The 22,168-nt window shown below is 31.4% G+C and carries 20 protein-coding genes and 2 pseudogenes; 11 read left to right on the top strand and 11 right to left on the bottom strand.

The window, feature by feature from the left end:
- Positions 1-2 precede the first annotated feature (2 nt).
- The 4 genes from nreA to ssp1_RS02490 all read left to right on the top strand — a co-directional run bounded on the left by nreA (position 3) and on the right by ssp1_RS02490 (position 3,820).
- Entirely contained in the window at positions 3-455 is a 453-nt protein-coding gene (gene nreA, locus ssp1_RS02475; protein WP_002450334.1) for a nitrate respiration regulation accessory nitrate sensor NreA, read from the top strand.
- A gap of 9 nt (positions 456-464) precedes the next feature.
- On the top strand, positions 465-1,496 hold the full coding sequence (gene nreB / locus ssp1_RS02480; RefSeq protein WP_075778138.1) for a nitrate respiration regulation sensor histidine kinase NreB: 1,032 nt from the start codon (positions 465-467) through the stop codon (positions 1,494-1,496).
- A gap of 22 nt (positions 1,497-1,518) precedes the next feature.
- Positions 1,519-2,172, top strand: coding sequence for a nitrate respiration regulation response regulator NreC (gene nreC / locus ssp1_RS02485; RefSeq protein WP_041613696.1), 654 nt, complete (start codon positions 1,519-1,521; stop codon positions 2,170-2,172).
- A 496-nt stretch (positions 2,173-2,668) separates the two neighbouring features.
- Positions 2,669-3,820: a nitrate/nitrite transporter gene (locus tag ssp1_RS02490; RefSeq protein WP_075778139.1), complete on the top strand. Its 1,152-nt coding sequence runs from the start codon at positions 2,669-2,671 to the stop codon at positions 3,818-3,820.
- A 53-nt stretch (positions 3,821-3,873) separates the two neighbouring features.
- Here the strand turns inward: ssp1_RS02490 and ssp1_RS02495 are convergent, their stop codons facing one another.
- Together ssp1_RS02495 and ssp1_RS02500 are read right to left on the bottom strand one after the other, a co-directional pair.
- The gene (locus ssp1_RS02495; RefSeq protein WP_002450329.1) at positions 3,874-4,290 is read right to left on the bottom strand and encodes an Hsp20/alpha crystallin family protein; all 417 of its coding nucleotides are present in this window, start codon (positions 4,288-4,290) and stop codon (positions 3,874-3,876) included.
- 238 nt (positions 4,291-4,528) lie between these two features.
- Positions 4,529-4,975, bottom strand: a complete 447-nt coding sequence (locus ssp1_RS02500) for a MarR family winged helix-turn-helix transcriptional regulator (RefSeq protein WP_002450328.1) — start codon at positions 4,973-4,975, stop codon at positions 4,529-4,531.
- Between the two features lie 164 nt (positions 4,976-5,139).
- On the opposite strand from ssp1_RS02500, the gene ssp1_RS02505 reads away from it, so the two are divergent.
- The 3 genes from ssp1_RS02505 to ssp1_RS02515 all read left to right on the top strand — a co-directional run bounded on the left by ssp1_RS02505 (position 5,140) and on the right by ssp1_RS02515 (position 7,790).
- On the top strand, positions 5,140-5,769 hold the full coding sequence (locus ssp1_RS02505) for a nitroreductase family protein (RefSeq protein WP_075778140.1): 630 nt from the start codon (positions 5,140-5,142) through the stop codon (positions 5,767-5,769).
- Between the two features lie 128 nt (positions 5,770-5,897).
- Positions 5,898-6,263: a DUF3139 domain-containing protein gene (locus tag ssp1_RS02510; RefSeq protein WP_002450326.1), complete on the top strand. Its 366-nt coding sequence runs from the start codon at positions 5,898-5,900 to the stop codon at positions 6,261-6,263.
- A gap of 249 nt (positions 6,264-6,512) precedes the next feature.
- Positions 6,513-7,790 (top strand): cation:dicarboxylate symporter family transporter, encoded by a 1,278-nt coding sequence (locus ssp1_RS02515; RefSeq protein ID WP_002452444.1) that lies wholly within the window; start codon positions 6,513-6,515, stop codon positions 7,788-7,790.
- A 354-nt stretch (positions 7,791-8,144) separates the two neighbouring features.
- Here ssp1_RS02515 and ssp1_RS02520 read toward each other — a convergent pair whose 3' ends face one another.
- From ssp1_RS02520 to ssp1_RS02535, 4 genes and pseudogenes are all read right to left on the bottom strand, one after another.
- Positions 8,145-8,489: a DUF4889 domain-containing protein gene (locus ssp1_RS02520; protein WP_002452443.1), complete on the bottom strand. Its 345-nt coding sequence runs from the start codon at positions 8,487-8,489 to the stop codon at positions 8,145-8,147.
- 376 nt (positions 8,490-8,865) lie between these two features.
- Positions 8,866-9,288, bottom strand: a complete 423-nt coding sequence (locus ssp1_RS02525) for a pyridoxamine 5'-phosphate oxidase family protein (RefSeq protein ID WP_049424156.1) — start codon at positions 9,286-9,288, stop codon at positions 8,866-8,868.
- 70 nt (positions 9,289-9,358) lie between these two features.
- A pseudogene (rsp, locus tag ssp1_RS02530) lies at positions 9,359-11,327 on the bottom strand (AraC family transcriptional regulator Rsp).
- 909 nt (positions 11,328-12,236) lie between these two features.
- Positions 12,237-12,607, bottom strand: a pseudogene (locus tag ssp1_RS02535) (YbgA family protein).
- A 188-nt stretch (positions 12,608-12,795) separates the two neighbouring features.
- Here ssp1_RS02535 and ssp1_RS02540 point away from each other — a divergent pair.
- Complete coding sequence (locus ssp1_RS02540; protein WP_049424208.1) at positions 12,796-14,235, top strand: sucrose-specific PTS transporter subunit IIBC; 1,440 nt, start codon at positions 12,796-12,798, stop codon at positions 14,233-14,235.
- Positions 14,236-14,303: 68 nt separating this feature from the next.
- On the opposite strand, the gene ssp1_RS02545 is transcribed toward ssp1_RS02540, so the two are convergent.
- Both ssp1_RS02545 and ssp1_RS02550 read right to left on the bottom strand, forming a co-directional pair.
- Positions 14,304-15,251: a magnesium transporter CorA family protein gene (locus tag ssp1_RS02545; protein ID WP_002452437.1), complete on the bottom strand. Its 948-nt coding sequence runs from the start codon at positions 15,249-15,251 to the stop codon at positions 14,304-14,306.
- A gap of 61 nt (positions 15,252-15,312) precedes the next feature.
- Positions 15,313-15,921, bottom strand: coding sequence for a TetR/AcrR family transcriptional regulator (locus tag ssp1_RS02550; RefSeq protein WP_002452436.1), 609 nt, complete (start codon positions 15,919-15,921; stop codon positions 15,313-15,315).
- A 162-nt stretch (positions 15,922-16,083) separates the two neighbouring features.
- Between ssp1_RS02550 and ssp1_RS02555 the strand changes: the two genes are divergently transcribed.
- On the top strand, positions 16,084-17,361 hold the full coding sequence (locus tag ssp1_RS02555) for a YhgE/Pip domain-containing protein (RefSeq protein WP_049424209.1): 1,278 nt from the start codon (positions 16,084-16,086) through the stop codon (positions 17,359-17,361).
- A 118-nt stretch (positions 17,362-17,479) separates the two neighbouring features.
- Here the strand turns inward: ssp1_RS02555 and ssp1_RS02560 are convergent, their stop codons facing one another.
- Together ssp1_RS02560 and ssp1_RS02565 are read right to left on the bottom strand one after the other, a co-directional pair.
- Entirely contained in the window at positions 17,480-17,905 is a 426-nt protein-coding gene (locus tag ssp1_RS02560; protein ID WP_049424211.1) for a lipocalin-like domain-containing protein, read from the bottom strand.
- Between the two features lie 36 nt (positions 17,906-17,941).
- Entirely contained in the window at positions 17,942-18,697 is a 756-nt protein-coding gene (locus ssp1_RS02565) for an SDR family NAD(P)-dependent oxidoreductase (protein WP_075778142.1), read from the bottom strand.
- 299 nt (positions 18,698-18,996) lie between these two features.
- Between ssp1_RS02565 and ssp1_RS02570 the strand changes: the two genes are divergently transcribed.
- Positions 18,997-19,911, top strand: coding sequence for a LysR family transcriptional regulator (locus tag ssp1_RS02570; RefSeq protein ID WP_075778143.1), 915 nt, complete (start codon positions 18,997-18,999; stop codon positions 19,909-19,911).
- A 59-nt stretch (positions 19,912-19,970) separates the two neighbouring features.
- Here the strand turns inward: ssp1_RS02570 and ssp1_RS02575 are convergent, their stop codons facing one another.
- Positions 19,971-20,885: a phosphatase PAP2 family protein gene (locus ssp1_RS02575; RefSeq protein WP_075778144.1), complete on the bottom strand. Its 915-nt coding sequence runs from the start codon at positions 20,883-20,885 to the stop codon at positions 19,971-19,973.
- Between the two features lie 348 nt (positions 20,886-21,233).
- Here ssp1_RS02575 and ssp1_RS02580 point away from each other — a divergent pair, with 348 nt between their 5' ends.
- On the top strand, positions 21,234-22,013 hold the full coding sequence (locus tag ssp1_RS02580) for an SDR family NAD(P)-dependent oxidoreductase (protein ID WP_002452429.1): 780 nt from the start codon (positions 21,234-21,236) through the stop codon (positions 22,011-22,013).
- Positions 22,014-22,168: the final 155 nt, after the last annotated feature.

Genomic DNA, 22,168 nt, shown 5'->3' on the forward strand with positions numbered 1-22,168 from the left:
GTATGATGCCAGATTCAATGTTCGAAAGCCAAAGTTTTCAAGAAAATATTGATAGAATTAGATTAGAACAAGGTTTTGATTTTGCGGCGTTAGCTTTTTATGAATCAGCGAGCACCTATTCACCTATAAAATGGCAATATGTATCAGGTAACAATAATGATAGATATAAATTAATTATATTACGTAAAGGTCGAGGTCTAGCTGGTAATGTGATGAAAACGGGAAAGAGAATGATCATTGCTAATGTAGATATGGCCTTAACACCTGATGAAAAGGTGAAGTTTCCTATATTATTAAGTGAAAATTTAACGGCGGTCATAGCTATTCCACTTTGGTATCAACAACAGGTGTATGGGGTTATGTTGTTTGGCCAAAGAAATCATAAGCCATTACCAATTAATGTGTATGATATAGATATTTATAAACAATTAGGCATATTTAATGAAGAAATTTAGGTGATTAACTTGACGGTTAATAATGAACAACTTGAAGTGTTGCTAAGACGTTACTTTGAAAGCACAAATGAAAAGATTGTTTTTGTGAATAATAGCGGAAAGATTATAGCAATGAATGAAGCAGCTAAAGAAGTTATTTCGGAAGAAGAAAATTATAGTGCAATGACGAATGCGATTTGTAGACGATGCGAAGGTTACACGAATGAGTATGACGTACAGTCATGTAGAGATTGCTTTTTAGATGTAGCACAACCTCATCATTCACAATTCCAAGTATTTATGAAAACAAAAAACAGAAAAATCGCACCATTTACAGCTTCTTATCAAACCATAGATCCGGTTAAAGGTATTAATGCATTTACATTGCAAGATGTTGCACCTCAAATTGAACGACAAGAAAAAATGAATCAACGCCGAATGATGAGAAAAACAATATCCGCGCAAGAAAATGAACGTAAGCGTATATCTAGAGAACTACATGATAGTGTTATTCAAGAAATGTTGAATATTGATGTTCAATTACGTTTGTTAAAATATCAACAAGATAAAGAGAAAATATTGAATGATGTTAAAAATATTGAAGGTTTAATGTCACAACTCGTTGACGATGTCAGACATCTATCAGTTGAATTGCGTCCTGCATCTTTAGATGATTTAGGATTAGAGGCAGCATTTAAATCTTACTTTAAACAATTCGAAGAAAATTATGGTATGCAAATTAATTATGTTTCTAATATCGTTAATCATCGCTTTGATAGCGAGGTGGAAACCGTCGTGTATCGAGTTGTGCAAGAGGCTGTTTATAATGCTTTAAAATATGCTGGTGTTAGTGAAGTAGAAGTCACTATTCAACAAAATGAACTGACGTTAATCGCTGAAATTATTGATAGAGGACAAGGATTTGATCCGTCTTCCAAACCGAGAGGATCTGGACTAGGGTTATATGGAATGAAAGAGCGATCCGAACTTGTTGAAGGGAATTTAAATATTGAGACGCATATAGGTAAAGGAACGATTATTACTTTAGAAGTACCACTGTAAATTAATTTTTGGGGGAATAATGTTGAAAATAGTTATTGCCGATGATCATGCAGTTGTTAGAACCGGTTTCTCTATGATATTGAACTATCAAGAGGATATGGAAGTAGTTGCTACCGCTGCTGATGGTGTAGAGGCCTATCAAAAAGTCTTGGAGTTTAAACCTGATGTACTATTAATGGATTTAAGTATGCCACCAGGTGAATCAGGACTTATCGCAACGAGTAAAATTCATGAAAGTTTTCCTGAAACAAAGATTTTAATCTTAACAATGTATGATGATGAAGAGTATTTATTTCATGTATTGAGGAACGGTGCGAAAGGTTATATTTTGAAAAACGCACCTGATGAACAACTATTGCTTGCTATTAGAACAGTTTATAATGGTGAGACATATGTTGATATGAAATTGACCACCTCATTAGTGAATGAATTTGTGAATAGTAGTAATCAGGAATATACAGATACATCAGATCCATTCAAAGTGTTATCCAAACGAGAATTAGAGATATTGCCATTAATAGCAAAAGGCTATGGCAATAAAGAAATAGCAGAAAAACTATTTGTATCAGTTAAAACAGTAGAAGCACATAAAACACACATTATGAACAAACTAGAATTAAAATCAAAACCAGAACTCGTAGAATACGCCATGAAAAAGAAACTCCTAGAATTTTAGAGCCCCTTATCGCATTAGCGATTAGGGGCTCTTATGCATTAGCGAAAGCTAAGGCGAACTGAAGAGAAAAATCGCATTAGCGATTAGGGGCTCTTATGCATTTAAAGAAGTACTTCCATTTTCAATGGTTAGTACTTCTTACACAGTAGCGAAAGCTACTGTGATCCTTAAGGGTACTTCCATTTTCAATGGTTAGAGGCAGTGGATGACTGGTAAGTTACTACGTGATACTTGTAACCAACCTAGTCATCATGTGCCGGGGAAGAACAACGAAATGTAAAATTTCTGTTCTTCACCCTCTTACGTAGTAGCGAAAGCTACTGTGATCCTTTTTAATAGGGGAATTACATAGTCAAATAAGGGATTATCCTAATGTTCAACTTTTCACAAAGTCGATAAATTCAAATTAAGATTAGTTCTATGTTCATTAATAGAGTTATTGAAGGTCAAACCCGCATAGTACTAATAAATAAATGAATTCGACGAGGGTGAAAATATGGACAAGACAAAAGGTGGATTTCAGCTCACATTACAAACACTTAGCTTAGTAGTTGGTTTTATGGCATGGAGCATTATTTCTCCATTAATGCCATTTATTTCTCAAGACATTAAAATTTCAGCTGGACAACTATCCATTATTTTAGCAATACCAGTCATTTTGGGATCAATATTACGTGTTCCTTTTGGATATTTAACTAATATTATTGGAGCCAAATGGGTATTTTTCTGTAGTTTTATAGTGCTTTTATTTCCCATTTACTTTTTAGGGCAAGCACAATCACCAAAAATGATGATGTTATCTGGATTCTTTCTTGGTGTGGGTGGTGCTATATTCTCAGTAGGTGTTACATCAATTCCAAAATATTTCCCAAAAGATAAAGTAGGATTAGCGAATGGTATTTATGGTATGGGAAACATTGGGACAGCGATTTCATCATTTTTAGCACCGCCAATTGCAGGGATTATTGGTTGGCAAACAACAGTTAGAAGTTATTTAATTATTATTGCTATATTTGCAGTATTAATGTTTATATTTGGAGATAACCGTGAGCCTAAAGTAAAAGTGCCGCTAATATCTCAAATGAAAATCTTATTTAAAAATTATAAACTATACTATACAAGTCTTTGGTACTTTATTACATTTGGTGCGTTTGTAGCTTTTGGACTATTTTTGCCAAACTATCTGGTGCAACATTTTGGTATAGATAAAGTTGATGCAGGTATTCGTTCAGGTATATTTATTGCTTTAGCGACCTTCCTGAGACCAGTCGGAGGCATATTAGGTGATAAACTAAATGCAGTTAAGGTTCTAATGGTAGATTTTATCATTATGATTACAGGTGCATTGATTTTAGGTTTCTCTAATCACATCGCATTATTTACCATAGGATGTTTAATGATAAGTGTGTGTGCAGGTATTGGTAATGGTCTTATTTTTAAATTAGTACCATCATATTTCGCGAAAGAAGCTGGATCAGCGAATGGTATTGTATCAATGATGGGGGGACTAGGCGGCTTTTTCCCACCATTAGTAATCACTTATATTACAGGGGTAACAGGTTCAAGTCATTTAGCATTTATCTTTTTTGCTATTTTCGGACTCATCGCATTAATCACAATGGTTCATTTAAATAAAAAAGAAGCATAAATATATAACACCCTCATCTTGGTTATACCGTGACGAGGGTGTTATTTTTTGATTTATAATATAGATATAGTTGTTGCGTCTTCAGAATCGTGTTGTTGTTTAGGTAAGCGTATATTTAAGACGCCATCCTCAAATGTTGCTTTGATTAAATCTTTATCTACATCCTCAAATTCAAATCGACGGACAAGTTCTCCGTTAGAACGTTCATTCAATTGCGCTTGTCCATGATGAGGTTCTAGAAACTTATTAGCTTTAATCGTTAATGTATGATGATCAAAAGTTAATGATATATTTTCCTTTTTTACGCCTGCAAGTTCAGCTTCTATTAAATAATGATCACTTTCATTATATAGGTTGGCGGGAAATGCTTGTGAGGAAAACTGATTAAATACTTGCTTACCTAAATCTCTAAACATATCAGTAGGGTCATTTTTTAAAAATGCATTGTTAAAGAAGTCATTACTAGGCATACGATTCGCTCCTTTTAATTAACTAAATTTGAATCATATTTAATTGTAGATTCATTATATGTACTGTTTAGGGTGAGGTAAAGTAAAAAGGATTTATGGAGTGATTATTAGTTCTAGAGAATACAGACAAAAGCTTACAATATGAAACATTTGTTCACATAACTTGGATTTACATGTATAAAAGAAAGATATGAATGTTGAGGGAAAGTTTACTTTTGTCTTTTTCTCTATAGAAGTATTACTTTTCTGTGGATTTATCAAAGTTTTTAGAAACAAACATTTGAAGATGGTTGATTAATTCTTTCGCTTCGTTAACGTCGATATCAAATTCGCCAAATACTTTTAGTGACACTTCAGATAATGGTTTTTTAATACTTTTACCATGATCAGTCAGTGAAATTTGAAGATTTCTTTCATCTTTTTCTTCACGAGTTCGAACGACGTAATTTTTCTTTTCTAATTTTTTTAGTAATGGTGTTAAAGTGCCTGAATCTAAGAAAACTCTATCACCTAAAGTTTTGATGTTAAGTTTCTCATCTTCTTCAATCGCCATTAGCACTATATAACCAGTGTACGTGAGTTCGTATTCCTTTAAATAACTAGAATACTTTTTGATAATTTCTTTAGATGAAACATAGAATAAAAAGCATAATTGTTTGCTTAAATAACTATTTTCTACATACATTAAATAACTCCTTGTTAAGCTAACAATATTATGAAGTGTATGACTTGTCAAGTGCCGTTCTAAGTGATATAGGCAAATTGCTTTTCATTTAAAAATTACAAAATTATAATAAAACTTAATTGTTTTGTAATATCAAACGACTTATTTAGAAAGAGGAGAACTTTATGGAAAGAATCTCAAAATTTGATGATGTATTAAAAGGAAGAAAATCTGTAAAAGTATTTGATACTGAATATAAAATTAGTCACGAAGAAATGGATGAAATGATTCAAAAAGCAACGAAAGCACCATCATCCGTAAATATGCAACCATGGAGATTAATGGTAGTGGATTCTGAAGAAGGTAAAGAGAAAATCTTACCATCATTTGGGATGAACTCAAGACAAGTGAACACATCTTCTGCGATGATTATTGTTTTTGGTGATTTAAAAAATTATGAAAAAGCTGAACAAATTTATGGTGATGCAGTAAGTAAAAAACATATGACTGAAGAGATTAAAGATAAAATGTTAAGTTGGGTGCTTCCTCATTATAAAGGGCTATCAAGAGAAGGCATGAAAGATATCGTCAATATTGATAGTAGTTTAATGGCGATGCAATTTATGCTTGTAGCTAAATCTCATGGCTATGATACGAATCCAATCGGTGGATTTGATAAAGCTAATATTGCAGACGTGTTAGGTTTAGATAGTGATCGTTTTGTACCTGTTGTAGCTATTGCAGTAGGTAAAGGGGCGCAAGAAGCGCATAAATCAGTACGTTTGCCACTTGATGATGTTAGACAATATTTATAATAACGTATAGACAAACGTTTAAGTACAAAATTCAGATAAGAATATTTTGTTACAAAAGTTTTATAAGACTTTAAAAATGTATGCTTTTCGTTCATACTAATTAAGATAAGGCAAAAGGAGTCTATAAAATGAGTAGGAAACAGAAATTAATTAGAATTATTATTATATTAATCATTTCGTTAGTTTTAGCATTTGCATTTTTCTTCGCACTTAAAACATATCAAGGCCATAAAAATATTGAAATGGTCGATAGTTATTTTAAAGAACATCATCTAAAAGATAAGATAAAAAAAGAAGAAACATTATATAGTGCTAAAAAAGGTGTGTATTATAAGGAAGTTATTTTTAAAGATGAGCCTAAAGTAACTTACGTGATACAACCTATAAGTACAAATAAAGGTATCTTTGCAGAAGGTTTTGATACTGAAACTAAGAAAAGTCTAAAGAGTGCTAAACATAATTACTTTAATAAAAATTATAAGCCCTCAAATTAGTCAAAATATTTTTAGGTTATCGATTTAAAAAATCGGTAACCTTTTTTTCTTATTGTGTAAGTTTAATGTGTAGCTAGAATTGTGATTAAAACAATAAAAATAGTAAAAATAACCGTAGTAAAATACTCTGGTTTCACAAATATTTAGAAATTTCAACACAATTATTTGTATTTGTTATTTAAAAAATTATAGCTATTTTTAAGTTATCTGATATAATTAAGTGATGTCAGATGAAGGGGAGTTTGCAATATGGCTCTATTCAAGAGAAAAATTAGTCTTCCAGTGCAAGTATTAATTGCGTTGGTTCTAGGTGTTGTCGTTGGACTTATATTATATGGAAATGAAGAAGCGGCTAACTACATAAAGCCATTTGGAGACGTCTTTTTAAACTTAATTAAAATGATCGTTATTCCAGTTGTGTTCTGTTCTTTAGCGTTATCTATTTCGAACGTAGGGGAGTCGAAAACTGTAGGTCGCTATGGATGGAAAACAATACTTTACTTTGAGATTATAACAACAATCGCTATTGGTCTTGGGATTATTTTTGGTAACTTGTTCAAACCAGGTTCTGGACTTGATCCATCCAAACTACCAAAGGGCGATATTTCTAAATATCAATCATCTGCACACGCTGCAGAACAATCTACATACGGTAATCATTTTATTGATACCATTGTAAACATTGTACCTACAAACTTTTTTGAAGCTTTAACTAAAGGAGAATTATTACCAATTATCTTCTTTGCTGTATTCTTCGGTTTAGGCTTAGCTGCCATCGGTGAAAAAGCAGAACCTGTTAAATCTTTCTTAAGTGGTACATTAGAAGCAGTATTCTGGATGATTAACAAAATTTTAAAATTAGCACCATTAGGTGTCTTTGCATTTATTTGTACAACCATTATTACATTTGGTGCATCAGCTTTACTTCCTCTACTTAAACTTGTATTAGTTGTCGTCTTCGCGATGGTATTCTTTGTAGTTGTAGTATTAGGAATTGTAGCAAGAATGTGTGGCATAAGTATTTTCTCTATTATGAAAATACTAAAAAGTGAAATTCTTTTAGCTTTCTCAACATCAAGCTCAGAAGCTGTATTACCAGTAATGATGAAAAAGATGGAAAAATTTGGTTCACCAAAAGAAATTACATCATTTGTTATACCAATTGGATATACATTTAACCTAGACGGTTCAGCATTGTACCAATCAATCGCTGCTTTATTCGTCGCACAAATGTATGGTATGCATTTAACGTTAACAGAACAAATTGTGTTAATGTTAACATTAATGCTTACATCAAAAGGTATGGCAGCAGTTCCAGGTACTTCAATCGTTGTTTTATTAACAACATTAGGTGCAATGGGATTACCAGCTCAAGGACTTGCATTAATTATAGGAGTTGACCGTTTATTAGACATGGTACGTACAGTCGTTAACGTTATGGGTAACGCTTTATCAACTGTAGTTATCGCAAAATGGGAAAACTTATATGATAAGAAACAAGGCCAAGAGTATTTAAAATCACTATAAAATAATAAATCTGACATTTTTAGAGCCCCTTATCGCTTTAGCGATTAGGGGCTCTTATGCATTAGCGCAAGCTAAGGCGAACCGAAGAAGAAAATCGCATTAGCGATTAGGGGCTCTTATGCATTAGCGCAAGCTAAGGCGAACCGAAGAGGAGAAAATCGCATTAGCGATAAGGGGCTCTTATGCATTTAAAGAAGTACTTCCATTTTTAATGGTTAGTACTTCTTACGCAGTAGCGAAAGCTACTGTGAACCTTAAAAGTACTTCCATTTTCAATGGTTGGAATTATGTGAATACGACCAATATATACAAATAAAAGGAAGCAAGCCATTGATGACTTGCTTCCTTTTTATATTACATATGCATATGTCCCATATCATGGATTTGAGTCATTAATCCATGTGGTACATCGTCATGATCTACTTTTTTCACTTTAGCAATTTTGCCAGTTTTTTCGTTCTTAGTAATCATAACAAAATCTTCTTTTTTAACAGATACTTTTGCATCTGATGGAAGTTTAATGTTCTTTTCAATTTTTTCGTCTTTTTCACTAATCATTTTATCTATTGTAGTATCATTTTTCATAACACCATAGTATGTTTCTTTTTTGCCGCCAGCCATCATTGCGACAACTAAAACAATACATACAATAAGCATAATTGCGATAAGACCAAAACCTAGTCCTTTTTTACTCTTCATTATATATTCTCCTTTAGTATTGTTGTTTTCTATTTCATTTATACAGAAAATTAGAGTAATTTGCAATTAAATTCAAAATATAAGTGTTTATTATTAATTGGAAAATTCATAAAATATACGCATTTGTCATTAATTAACAAAAAATATATCTGAAAGGATTAATTTTACGGATTAGTATTGGACGATCCATTGGTCGTACAAGTTGAGTCACGTAAATGTTTTTATACTTAAGCTCCTCTATCATTTAGTTAAGTGGCATTTATTCAATTACATGTGTAAATGTGATATTAAATATAAAAAAGCACAAAGATGATTTATATTTTTTAATCGCCTTTGTGCTATGATTTTGGAGTTGTGTTCTATACTCGCTATATCATTATAATTCAATTGTGAAAGGTGTATCTAAATCTTTGTCATTCATTAGTTTGATAGACTTAGGAATAACTTTTAACACACATAATTCAGGGTCTTTATTAGAATCAAAGAATGATTTGTCCTGTGTTTCCCATAACCAATCAATGACTTTTTGATCTTTAACAACTTCAATCGTTGCATCAATTTCAACAAAGCTATGATTAGTAGTCTCATTATAACCTAATAAAATATAGGCATAAGGATTATCTTCAATCTCTTCAACTTTAATTGAGTTGATATTTGTCTTAGTATAAAGCGTTAATTCATCATTATAAAACACCATATATCTACTATTAGGTTTATTATTATAAGCAGTAGATAATACACCGACTTTAGAATGATCTAATACTTTTTCAATCGCTTCTGTTGCTTTTTGATTATCCAATATAATCATCTCCTTAGTGACAACTATATCCTTAAATGACCATTGTTAAACTTTAGCTATATTTAAATCATTAATTAGGTTTAATACAAATATACTTCACTTCATCGTGTTTTAAAATCAACTTGATATCTTGATTATCGTGTTCTAGGAGTGACAATTCAGTTTTTGGGTGATTCGAACGTTCTAGTTGTTCAACCATCTCCTTATCAAGAAACAGTTGTTGTCTACTCTGCGGTAATAAATTATCAATAGTGCCATGTTCATTATTCAACGTTTGGATAGTAATTAATGAATTTGCTTTTAAATGATTTTTAAATATGAATTCTAGTTGTGTATCAGATAAATATCGATCATTGATTTTATTAAATAAAATAAAATGATAATTACCATCTTTTCGGCTCATGATGTAATTATTAGAAATTTGAATAGGTTCATTCACAAATGCATGTGCCATTTTATAAATATGAATGAGGGGAAGTGCATTACCGAATTCATTAAATAGAGAAATATAAATTGAACCCGTTGCAATCAATTGGTAACTAATGCCACCACCATAGCGTAATAGCGCAATAATATGACAAACTAAGTCGGCGAGTTGTAATGGATGTGTACCGTTGTTAGTATATTTGAAACATTTTAATGATAAATAATCATACACAAAGCGTGTGGAGTCTATACCAGAATCCATGATAAATTGCTTATAATTATCAAAATGAGTGGTTGTATGATTATATGTTTTCCTTTTGTTAATCAAGGATAATGTCGTTTCTATATTTTCAATATCTATTAAATAATAATCAAAATTGAGTCTTCTTAAAATATCATATGTTTTATCTAACGTTTGTTCTTGATGTAATAATCCATCTATAGTCACACCATATTTGATATCTCTATTTTTATTTCTAATTTTTAAATGACATAGATGAATGTCATGTATGGTCATTGTTGCTGAATCAAAAATAAGCATCAGTTTGACTGTCTTTTTATTTAATTGATAGTCTGTATGACCTTGTAAAAACATCAAGACGAAATGATTAACTGCCTTAAAATCCTCTTTGGATTTAATGGTCATTGCCAAGCCGATATGTCGTTCGAATAATTTATCAAAGCATCTATATAATAAATGATAATTGATTGGAAGCTTTTGAATGATCTTTAGGATGAAAATGTTCTAAGTCAATTTTCGTAATTTCTGTAGTTATTTGATCATTAAAATTAAAGTTTTCTATGAGCGGTAAAAATGCCTCATTATCGTAATCAACAATATTTAAATGTGGCATAGTATCAATTTGATTGATATAAGTACGATATTGTTTAGGGCTAAATTGTAAATAGTTTTTAAATTGATTAGTAAAATTGGTATGACTAGTAAAACCAGATGTTTCTGATATAGCGTTGATTGATAAATGAGAGGTCATAAGTAGTTTAATAGAATGACATAATTTTAGACTTGTAAAGTAGTCTTTAAAATTCATATTCAAATATCGATTAAATAAATTAGAACAATAAGATTCAGAAATACTACTATTATGAGCAACATCCTTTAAAGAAATTGGCTGAGTCAATTTTTCATCTAGAAATTGAAGACAATTTGCAAATAAAGGAGAATTTACTGCAATGTTAGGTATATAATTGCCTTCTAATTTTATTACTGCTTCTTTATATAAGGTTTGTATGATTTTAGAGCAGACTTGTTGGTCTTTATGGTCTTTTGAATCTTGTTGTAATAATTGAAGTAATAGCGTTTTGATGTAATCACTTGATTGCAATAAATGTCTATCAAAGTAACATTCAAAAAACGACGTATCTTCTATGTAGAAATAAAAAATAGGTATATTTAATTGAACTAAATGTGTCGCATTTTTTATTTCATATATATCACCATGATTAATAATTGCAATATGAGCATCTAAATCTTTAAGTTCACCGTTAATTTTAATCCTTAATTCATGACTTAATGAAAATAATATGATGATTTGATTAATATTACGACATGGCTGCGTTTGATGTTGAGTGAATAGGGATAAATGGCATGACATGTTATGTGATGTGACTCCTCTTAGTTTTTAGTATTAAAATATAATAATCACTTATAAATTGTTCAAATTGAATATATATGAGAATATTCATAGTCTAAGTCATTTAATATGCGATTGAATAATAATAGTTATTATAATAGATTTTCATTCAAATAGTAATAGTTAAAAATAAAAGTTATTATAGCAATTTTTGTGAAAACGTAGTCAATTTTGTGTTGTTTGCAATACAAATGGAAAATTAGAAATGTAGTAAAGAGTATTTGGAAATTTTCAATAGAGTGAGAATGAAATATTTAGTGGATAATAACAATAGATTTCAATCCAAAAGAAATTTAAAACATTTAAATCTTGGATTGTTAATCTGTGGTTTTAAATGTACGTTATATTCACATCTTAGATATAACAACAAAAGAGAGAGACAACACAGAATCACATACGCCATATTTAGTGAATAAATAATCAACTTAAAATAAGAATAAACATCGAGATTTAACGCATACAATCCTTATTTCTTCATCACACATAAACTCTATGTGTAAAGGCATAATGACATTGGTTTGAAATCTTTAAGATATATCAACTAGAACATGCAGCTGATTTTGACCAATATAGAAATAGGGTGGCATCCTGAGAAATCACATCTTCTGAAAATTAAAGTATGATGAAGCATCAATTTTTAAGTAGCGATTTTTATAATCATTAATTTGAAATACTCCCCCCGAAGTGATAACAAATTAAATGAAGCATGACAATAACTTTCACTGGATGTTATAGCATTAAGTTCTATTTATTGTTTATTATTATTTTGTGATACATCTTAGAATTAATCTTTCTTTAGAATTTAACATAATGTACCTTTAAGACACAAAATTAAACAAACGTTCCTCAAAAAATGGAACGTTTGTTTTTTTATTCTTTTAATACTGTACTTTGTTGAATGTAATGTACCTCATATTTAATTGCTAATACATTTAAAAATGACATTAAATCATGAATGGATACGTCATGGTTAATAAATAGTTCCTTTAATTTTGAGCACTTTGCTTTTCTTCGTCAGTAGCCCATTTTTTAAAGTATCCCCACATATGATCATAAGCATTGATGACACTTCCTTGACTGGGTTCAATAGTGATAGCATGTTCAATCATCATACGAATTTCCTCGTAAGAAACTTGCGATTTTAGTTTTTCTCGAATAGCATCATATTGTTTTTGACTATGCAGTAAAACACGATATTTTTCTTCTCGCCATAATTGTTCGATGTGTCCACGTTCTTTCAAGTTGTAGCCCCCTATGCGTATAGTATTCATATATACCCGTATTCATAACTGTTCAATGACATTGATAAAACTAATACTTTTAAATTTAATCAAAAAGTGAAAAGGTGGTGTTGATTTAATTATTGGAACCGGTTACAATTAAAGTAGTTATTTTGGAACCGGTTCTAAAAATGGGAGGGATTAGACAAATGAACTATAAACAATCTGCAGAAGAGATACTTAATGCCATTGGCGGTGAAGAGAACTTAGATTCAATGGCCCATTGTGCAACCAGACTTAGATTAATATTGAATGATGAGAGTAAAGTTGATGAAGAAGCCTTATCTAAAATGGATGTTGTTAAAGGAACATTTTCAACTGGTGGACAATATCAAATTATTATAGGGTCTGGAACTGTTAATAAAGTATTTAACGAAATGGAACATATCACTGGTAAAGAAGCGTCTACGACTTCTGAAGTGAAAGACAAATCGACTAAAAATATGAATCCATTACAACGATTTGTCAAAATGCTATCTGATATTTTTGTACCAATTATTCCGGCAATCGTAGCTGGTGGCTTATTAATGGGTTTAAACAATCTATTAACAGCTAAAGACTTATTTTATGCAGGTAAATCTTTAATTGAGGTACACAGCCAATTCGCAGGACTAGCAGATATGATTAATATATTTGCGAATGCGCCATTTACATTGTTACCTATATTAATTGGTTTTAGTGCTGCTAAAAGGTTTGGGGGCAATCCGTTTTTAGGGGCTGCACTCGGTATGATTTTAGTACATCCAAGTTTAATGAGTGCCTATGATTTTCCAAAAGCAGTAGAAGCAGGTAAAGCGATTCCGCATTGGGACGTATTTGGATTACATATTAACCAAGTGGGTTATCAAGGACAAGTATTGCCTATGCTTGTGGCAGCTTATATATTAGCCACAATTGAAAAGTGGTTGCGTAAAGTAGTTCCAACTGTATTGGACAATTTATTAACACCATTGTTATCTATCTTTATCACAGCGTTTTTAACATTTTTATTTGTTGGCCCAATTACAAGACAACTAGGTTATTGGTTATCTGATGGATTAACTTGGTTATATGAATTCGGTGGTGCTATTGGAGGATTAATCTTCGGTTTATTATATGCACCTATTGTCATTACAGGTATGCATCACAGCTTTATTGCAGTGGAAACAACGCTGATTGCAGATCAAGCTAAAACGGGTGGTTCATTTATATTCCCAATTGCTACGATGTCTAATATGGCACAAGGTGGGGCAGCCTTAGCATCATTCTTTATTATAAAAAATAATAAAAAATTAAAAGGTGTTGCTTCAGCAGCAGGTATTTCAGCAGTTTTAGGTATCACAGAGCCAGCCATGTTTGGTGTTAACTTGAAACTACGATATCCATTTATTGGTGCCATCGTTGGCTCTGGTTTAGGAGCAGCCTATATTTCATTCTTTAAAGTCAAAGCTATTGCATTGGGGACTGCAGGTATACCAGGATTTATTTCAATCAATCCTAACCATGGTGGTTGGTTACATTATCTAATCGGTATGGTCATTGCATTTGTAGTATCTGTGATTGTAACGTTTGTCTTATCTAAAAGAAAAAAATATAAAGAAGTTCAATAAAATAAAAAGATGGACAGTTAGAGTACATTGAACTCTAGTACTGTCCATCTTTTTATATTTAAAACTGGTTATAACTTCTGTTTTCGCCATAAGTATACACTGACAATCGCAACAAGTATCAGTGAGATACCAACAACGATAATCCAAGAAATATAACTATGATCATCTAATGGTAATGGAACATTCATACCAAAGAAACTAAATACGAGTGTTGGAAGGGTTAGTAACACCGTAAACATTGTTAAAGTTTTCATAATGGTGTTCATATCATTAGATAATAGTGATGCATAGGATGTTGTAATACTTTCTAAAATGCGCTGATGTAACTCAGTAGTTTCTATCGCTTGGTTATTTTCAATAATTAAATCTTCCAGTAACTCTTCGTCATCTTCAAATCGTTTAATAGCAGGCAAACGGAATAATTTTTTAATAATGGTATCGTTACCTTTTAATGCGGCTAAAAAGTAGACTAAACTTTTTTCAACTTCCATTAATTTGAAAAGTTGTTTATTTGTAATGTTATTCTTTAATTCTCTTTCAATACGAATTCTTGATTTATTAAGCAATCTTAAGTTTCTATTATAATGGTTCGCAATAGTAGTTAATATTTCTAAAGCGAAGCGACTATGAAATTTGAGATTAATATTATCTTGTCTTGAAAAATTCTCTAAGAACTCATTTTCAGCATCACAAATTGTCATAACAATACCATTTCCAATGACGATACCCAGCGGAATCGTAATAAATGATAAAACACTACGATTAGTAGAATTGATTAATGGTAAATCGATAATAATGAGAGAGTATCCAGTGTCTTCATCATATTCGATACGTGCGCTTTCTTCTGAATCTAATGGATCTCGTATAAAATCTTCAGGTAAATGATAGTGATCCATTAAATATTCGATTTCTTCTCTATCAGGTTCAACAACATTAATCCATAATGCTTGTTGATCTATTGGTGTTTCAATAATTTCATTATTAATTTGATTTGAATGTTTATATGCAGTGATCATTTGTTAAAGTCCTTTCAAAGCTTTTTTTCAAACGCATCACTATGTTTATCGAGCAATGTGTTTAATTCATATGGTTATATCTCTGTTCGGCCATAATCCTTAGTGGACCGTAATAAATAATTTTAAAAATGTGTGTCACTAATTCGTCAACAGAGATACGGTTTGAGTCTAATACCCAATACCTAATGATAGATATTGTAGCACCAGATACGTAACTATGAAAATACATTTCAGGGATGCCTTCAATTTTGTTATCGACACTGACTTGATGTTTCATATTATATTGTATCAAATCGCTTATTTTTTCTTCTAAGCGACTTTTTCTTTCTAAACTCAAAATCGTATTGTAAAAGTCTAGATTATCATACACATGTTGAATAATGTTACGCAACACTTTATCAATAAATAATGTTGCTATCATTTCTACATTATCGCCTTGAATCTCTGAGAATTGAGTGAATTTAGAAATTTGTTCTATACACTCATCTTCCATATCAGTGAGGAGTAAATATTTATCTTCATAATGTAAATAAAAAGTACCTCGATTGATGTCAGCTTTATCTGCAATATCTTGAACTGTAATATTTTCAAGGCTTCGTTCTTTCAATAATTGTATGAAAGCATACTTAATTGCAGATTTAGTTTTGCGAACGCGTCTATCTTCTTTCAAAAATGTAAAACCTCCCTTAGTTAATAGACAATATTCATCATTGTGTTCAATAACGGACGTTTTTCTATTAATTGATTGTTGTTTATTTATTTAAACTCATTATAATTGGAAAAGTGATAAATATTCAACACAATGTTGAATTGCTTCAAGGGAGGAAAAGTTATGAATATATTTAAAAGCAAATTACTATGGTTGACACCAATCGCAATCATTTTAATATTAATGATTTTTGCAATTGCATTTTATCCAGCGTTTAATCCTAAACCTAAAGATATGCCAATCGCAATTGTAAATCACGATGAAGGTACTTCTATTCAAGGTAAAAAGATGAATATTGGTGACAAACTAGAAGATAAATTATTAGATAGTGATTCTAAAGCAATCAAATGGGTCAAAGTAGATAGCGAAAAAGATGCTAAACAAGGCATGGAAGATGAAAAATATTATGGCGCTGCTATATTTGAAAAAGATTTTTCTAAACATGCGATGAGTAAAACTCAAAAAGTAGTCATGGACAGCAAAAAAGCTGAAATGAAAGAGAAAGTTGAATCTGGTGAAGTGCCAGCGCAACAAGCACAAATGATGGCTAAAAAAATGGGTAATCAAAGTGTTGATGTCAAACAAGCACAATTAAAAACAATTGTAAGCCAAGGATCAAGTTTACAAGGTTCTCAAATGGCTACAAATGTATTGTCAGGTATGGGTGACAATATTAACAAACAAATTACTAAACAAAGTCTTCAAACATTAGAAAAACAAAATGTTAAAGTTGATGCTAAAGATATTGATTCTGTAACTAACCCTGTTAAAGTGGATAATGAAAAAATCAATAAAGTAAAAGACCATCAAGGTGGCGGTAACGCACCATTCTTAATGTTTATGCCAATTTGGATGGGATCAATTGTTATTTCTGTTCTACTATTCTTCGCATTTAGAACAAGTGGTAATATTAAAATTGCACATCGTTTAATAGCTTCTGTAGGACAAATTATCTTTACAGTGATTGCAGCATTTCTTGGTAGCTTTGCATATGTGTACTTTATGGGAGGCGCACTAGGATTTGACTTCGATCATCCAAACCGTGTTGCAACGTTTGTAGCGTTAGCGATTATGGGATTTGTTGGTTTAATATTAGGAACAATGACTTGGTTAGGTATGAAATCTGTGCCAATCTTCTTCATTGCAATGTTCTTTAGTATGCAAATGGTAATGTTACCAAAGCAAATGTTACCTAAGTTCTATCAACGTTATATTGTAGATTGGAATCCATTCGTACATTATGCTACAAGCTTAAAAGAAATCATTTATATGAATCACCATATTGAGTTGAATTCAACAATGTGGATGCTTATTGGATTTATGATTTTTGGTGCTGTATCTAGTTTATTAGCAGCAGCTATTAGAAAACATAGTACAAAACGTACTGAAGTACCATCATAAAATTAAGCTTTTTAATATACACTGTCGATAAGATATCATAACTTATCGGCAGTGTTTTGATGTATACAAAAAAAGAGCAATCCCTTCTAACGGGGATTGCTCTTTATGTTATGAATAATTAATGATTAACGCGTTGCCAAACGAGTTTTTGATTGGGATTGTTTCCATTTTCAATGCTAAGTGTATGACCTTCAAGTTTGAATATACGTGGTTGTGTATCACCTAACCATGTTGGATTCATACTAACGTTCATCGTATGATAAACGGTTTGGTTTTCTTCATCTAATTCATATTTACCAGCATAAGCTAAATAGCCATGTGCAGCTTTCGCCATTTCATCTTTAGTACCAGTGTGAAGATCACCAGATGCATAAGCAGGACGACCTTGTTGCATCAATTGAGCTGACATATAACCATCTGGATTATACATAATAAACCCAGTTGCATCTTTGCCTAATGGATAGAAAATTTGGCCATTTTCATCTTCATCTTGATAACTTACTAATGACCATGTACCGATTAATTGCTCTTGTAATTGACTCATATTAAAATGCCTTCTTTCTTAAATATTAATTATGAATTATGCGTTTGAACCGCCAGAAACACTGATTGTTTCACCTGTGATCGCAGATGCACCATCTGATGCTAAGAAAACAACAGTATCAGCTATTTCAGAAGGTTCTAATAAGCGATTCATTGGTGATTTACTTGTAATATGTTTTTCCATTGCTTCTTGTTCAGTAGTACCATCTTGTTCTGCTAATTTTGCAAGTTGGTTTTCGATTAATTTTGTACGAACAGGTCCAGGTAATACAGCATTTGCAGTAATACCATCATCGACTGTTTCAAGTGCAATTGTTTTTGTGAAACCAATTTGTGCGAATTTAGATGCTACATACGCTGATTTGAATGGATCAGCCATTTCACCATGTGCTGATGAAATAGTGATAATACGGCCTTGTTGTTGTTGTTTCATGCTTGGTAATACATGTTTAGTCATTAAGAATGTGCCTGTTTGAATAACACCAATAACTTGGTTCCATTTGTCTAATGGGAAGTCTTCAATTTTAGATATATATTGAATGCCTGCATTGTTAACTAAAACATCGATAGCACCGTATTGATTAGTTACATCTTTGATAGCATTTTTAACCGTCGTTTCATCTGTAACATCTACTTGATATGCAACACCTTTCTCTAATGACTGAGCTGCTGCTTCAGCTGCGTCTTTGCTCATATCAAAAATGAATACACGATCACCTTGTTGATCAAACGCTTGTGCGATAGCATAGCCAATACCTTGACCTGATCCTGTAACGATAACATTTCTATTCATATATGATTCCTCCTAAGCTTGAATTATGACCTAAAATGGTTCGAATAGTGTTTTAATAGTAAATAAATTGTAAAAGTAGTTATAATAATGGATACGACTAACTTAATTGTTGAAAAATCAATTCTATAGAAGCCATACAAATTAGATTTCATTAGATATAACTATTTAATTATATTAAGTTTTAATTTTTGTCGATTTGTTGACAATGATTATTATCTACCTGAAATCGTGATTTGTAAAAGACGTATTAAGATATAAAAGTCATAACTAAATAGTTATAAGGAGAAAGTGGTGAGTTAATGATTAACACAAATTCGGTCCAATATTTAGAAGCGGTAGGACGTTTTGGTAGTATATCTCGAGCAGCCAAACATTTATATATTTCTCAACCATATTTGAGTAAGTTTATTAAGGACATAGAAACTGAATTAGGTGTTACTTTGATAAATAGAGAAAGTAACCCTATCACATTAACGTATGCTGGTGAACGCTATTTAGATTATATGAACCAAATTAACTATACATATAAAGAAATGAAGCAAGAATTACAGAATATTTCAGAATTAAAAAAGGGAAGATTAGTAATAGGTGTGAATCCCATATTAGCAGCTCATACGTTATACGATATATTGCCTGAATTTATAAAAGCGTATCCCGGTATCGAATTAAAGTTAATTGAAGAGCCGTCTCATCGAATAGAGCAGCTTCTGATAGATAATAAAATAGATATCGCATTAACGATATTACCGTTTTATCAAGGGACTTTTAAGTATGATGTTTTATATTCAGAAGCGATTTATTTAGCATTACCTCCTGATTACGCATTACTCTTAAGTCAACAAAGTGAGGAAAAAAATACGGAAGACATACATGATGATATAAGAAATGAACGATTTATATTATTGAAACCCAATATGGCGTTAAGACATCTTACAGATCAAATTCTAGAAAATCATGATATCACGCCACAAATTGCAATGGAGACCATGAGTGTTGATAATGCATTAAGATTAGTAAATGAAGGATTAGGTATGACTTATGTTCCTGAGAGTGTTAAAAATAGTATGCCTCAGTTTAAAGGACATTTTATCAAACTCGATGCTTCTAAATATGCTAATCACGTTGTGTTAGCTTATAAATATGATAAACTCAATCATTTGTCCAAAGGTGCATATGCATTTTTAGAAATGGCAAAGTCGATTTATAGGAAGTAAAAATAGTAGCCTGAGACATCAATTACGTGTCTCAGGCTACTATCAGTATGATAAAACTTTTATTCGTAGTGTGGCGTTGAGTGGTGAGTTGTTAATTTTTTGATAAGGAAATCAGCAATTAACATTAAACTAAACATGATAATTAAGCTCATAGTGACATCACTCGTAAAGTGAGCGCCAATTCTTATTCTACTAAGAGCCATCAATACACTATAGATTAATCCTATAATAAACATCCACTGTCTCGTTGATAGTTTTTTAAAGTAAAATGCAAAGAACATGAAGAAAGCGCCGTTTCCAGTATGTCCAGAAGGGAAGGAACTATGCCCTGTATTACCATTAATTGTTAGCCAATTGGTAAAATGACCTGCTTTATCTTCAATTTCATATGGTCTGACACGACCCCAAAGTTCTTTCATATTATCAACGAGTTCTAATCCGATGAGTAATATCATAAAGCTAATCATAGAGACTTTGAATAGTCTTTCTAATTCTGACATATCTATACGTTTTAGCCAAAATTGATAACAAATGAATGCTATAACGATTAAGATAATAAATGAAATTAAGAAACTCAATCCAATAGATAAAGCTTCACCAGTGTTTCCTTCGTTATTTGCCATACCCATAGGTTTATGCTTTTTAATGTTTTCTGATGTAGACATCATGTATTGTACAGTTTCAGATACCAATGCATTAGTCTTAATTAATGTATAAACAAAAGATACTATCAAAATGATAGTTTGAGCCAATCTACTCTTAAATGTCTTAAACACATAATAGTTAAAAATAATCATAGATATTATTAGTACAATTGTGGGTGGGAAGAGTCCGTAATTTTGGAAAATAGTGCCGAATAACGAGTTTTGATCCATTAAATGTTTAGAAATCGATTGATCTAAAAACGTTGCAACACATAAAACAAAAATAAGAACACCTAATGTAGCTGAAGCAAGTTTTTTTGAAATAACCATATGATCCTCCTAGATGTTATGTATTTGTAAAGCGAGATTCCAAGCGACGTACCTATACTAAGTTTTTTATAAGTATATTTATGTCTTGTTAAAGGGTAGTAATTATTTTTTAAGTCATTGTTTTGTGAATATTAAGATTATGTAAATGGAAAGTTTTAAATAAAGTAATGTATCTATGGAAATGTTTTTGAGTGTATATGAGTGTTCATTTGTGCAAATCTATAATTAATTTTATCTTATAAGTGTAATATGAAAAATATTTATCTATAAAAGTAAGCGTTTGCACTATGAATTTAGATTGATTTATTTTAAAATGAGCATATATACAAACATAAGGAGATGGATAGAATGTCAGTATTAGATAAATTTAAATTAGAAAATAAAGTTGCGATTGTAACAGGTGGTGCATCTGGTTTAGGTAAAGCCATGGGGAAAGCATTAGCTGAAGCGGGTGCCAATCTTGTGATTGCTGATATGAATTTAGAAGTTGGTCAACAAACAGCTAAAGAATTCGAAGAAGAGACAGGCAACAAAGCAATTGCTTGTGAAGTAGATGTTACAAATATTGATCAAGTTAACGCTATGGTAAAAGAAACAATGGATACATTCGGTCATATCGATATTTTATTTAACAATGCAGGTATTAATGAGCATGTTAACTTTGAAGATATGCCGTATGAACGTTGGAAAAAAACGATGGATGTTAACTTAAATAGTATGGTATTAGTAACGAACGCAGTAGGAGAAGTATTCCGTAAACAACAAAGCGGTGTGATCGTAAATACATCTTCAATGTCAGGTGTTATTGTTAACACACCACAACCACAAGCTGCATATAATACATCAAAAGCAGCTGTTATCATGTTAACTAAAAGTTTAGCTAACGAATGGGCTAAACATAATATCCGTGTCAACACTATTGCACCAGGATACATGAAAACAGAATTAACAAAAGATTATTTCGCTAAAGGCGGCGACATGATTGATACTTGGATGAACATGACACCAATGAATCGTCCAGGTGTTCCTGAAGAATTACAAGGTGCTGCACTTTACTTAGCTTCAGATGCATCATCATTCGTTACAGGATCAGTCATTACTGTTGATGGTGGTTACACTGCATTATAATAATGAAGATTTATAAAGCTAGCTCATTTTTGAGTTAGCTTTTTTATTATTTATAGGTCTATGTACCTGTTTAATAATCAGAAAATTAGAACTTTAATATATCGGTTGTAAATTTGAAAAAGCATGTTATTATATTACTTAGATATCTAACTAAA

The organism is Staphylococcus sp. M0911 (genome assembly GCF_003491325.1).
GTDB classification, from domain to species: Bacteria; Bacillota; Bacilli; order Staphylococcales; family Staphylococcaceae; genus Staphylococcus; species Staphylococcus warneri_A.

What these genes read in the sequence shown, in the direction of transcription:
- ssp1_RS02545 (WP_002452437.1), bottom strand. Translation starts at nt 15,251, where the DNA reads ATGATCACTGCATATAAACATTCAAATCAAATTAATAATGAAATTATT.
- ssp1_RS02505 (WP_075778140.1), top strand. Translation starts at nt 5,140, where the DNA reads ATGGAAAGAATCTCAAAATTTGATGATGTATTAAAAGGAAGAAAATCT.
- ssp1_RS02490 (WP_075778139.1), top strand. Translation starts at nt 2,669, where the DNA reads ATGGACAAGACAAAAGGTGGATTTCAGCTCACATTACAAACACTTAGC.
- ssp1_RS02495 (WP_002450329.1), bottom strand. Translation starts at nt 4,290, where the DNA reads ATGCCTAGTAATGACTTCTTTAACAATGCATTTTTAAAAAATGACCCT.
- ssp1_RS02575 (WP_075778144.1), bottom strand. Translation starts at nt 20,885, where the DNA reads ATGGTTATTTCAAAAAAACTTGCTTCAGCTACATTAGGTGTTCTTATT.
- ssp1_RS02540 (WP_049424208.1), top strand. Translation starts at nt 12,796, where the DNA reads ATGAACTATAAACAATCTGCAGAAGAGATACTTAATGCCATTGGCGGT.
- ssp1_RS02520 (WP_002452443.1), bottom strand. Translation starts at nt 8,489, where the DNA reads ATGAAGAGTAAAAAAGGACTAGGTTTTGGTCTTATCGCAATTATGCTT.
- ssp1_RS02555 (WP_049424209.1), top strand. Translation starts at nt 16,084, where the DNA reads ATGAATATATTTAAAAGCAAATTACTATGGTTGACACCAATCGCAATC.
- ssp1_RS02580 (WP_002452429.1), top strand. Translation starts at nt 21,234, where the DNA reads ATGTCAGTATTAGATAAATTTAAATTAGAAAATAAAGTTGCGATTGTA.
- ssp1_RS02515 (WP_002452444.1), top strand. Translation starts at nt 6,513, where the DNA reads ATGGCTCTATTCAAGAGAAAAATTAGTCTTCCAGTGCAAGTATTAATT.
- ssp1_RS02500 (WP_002450328.1), bottom strand. Translation starts at nt 4,975, where the DNA reads ATGTATGTAGAAAATAGTTATTTAAGCAAACAATTATGCTTTTTATTC.
- ssp1_RS02560 (WP_049424211.1), bottom strand. Translation starts at nt 17,905, where the DNA reads ATGAGTCAATTACAAGAGCAATTAATCGGTACATGGTCATTAGTAAGT.
- nreA (WP_002450334.1), top strand. Translation starts at nt 3, where the DNA reads ATGATGCCAGATTCAATGTTCGAAAGCCAAAGTTTTCAAGAAAATATT.
- ssp1_RS02510 (WP_002450326.1), top strand. Translation starts at nt 5,898, where the DNA reads ATGAGTAGGAAACAGAAATTAATTAGAATTATTATTATATTAATCATT.
- ssp1_RS02570 (WP_075778143.1), top strand. Translation starts at nt 18,997, where the DNA reads ATGATTAACACAAATTCGGTCCAATATTTAGAAGCGGTAGGACGTTTT.
- ssp1_RS02565 (WP_075778142.1), bottom strand. Translation starts at nt 18,697, where the DNA reads ATGAATAGAAATGTTATCGTTACAGGATCAGGTCAAGGTATTGGCTAT.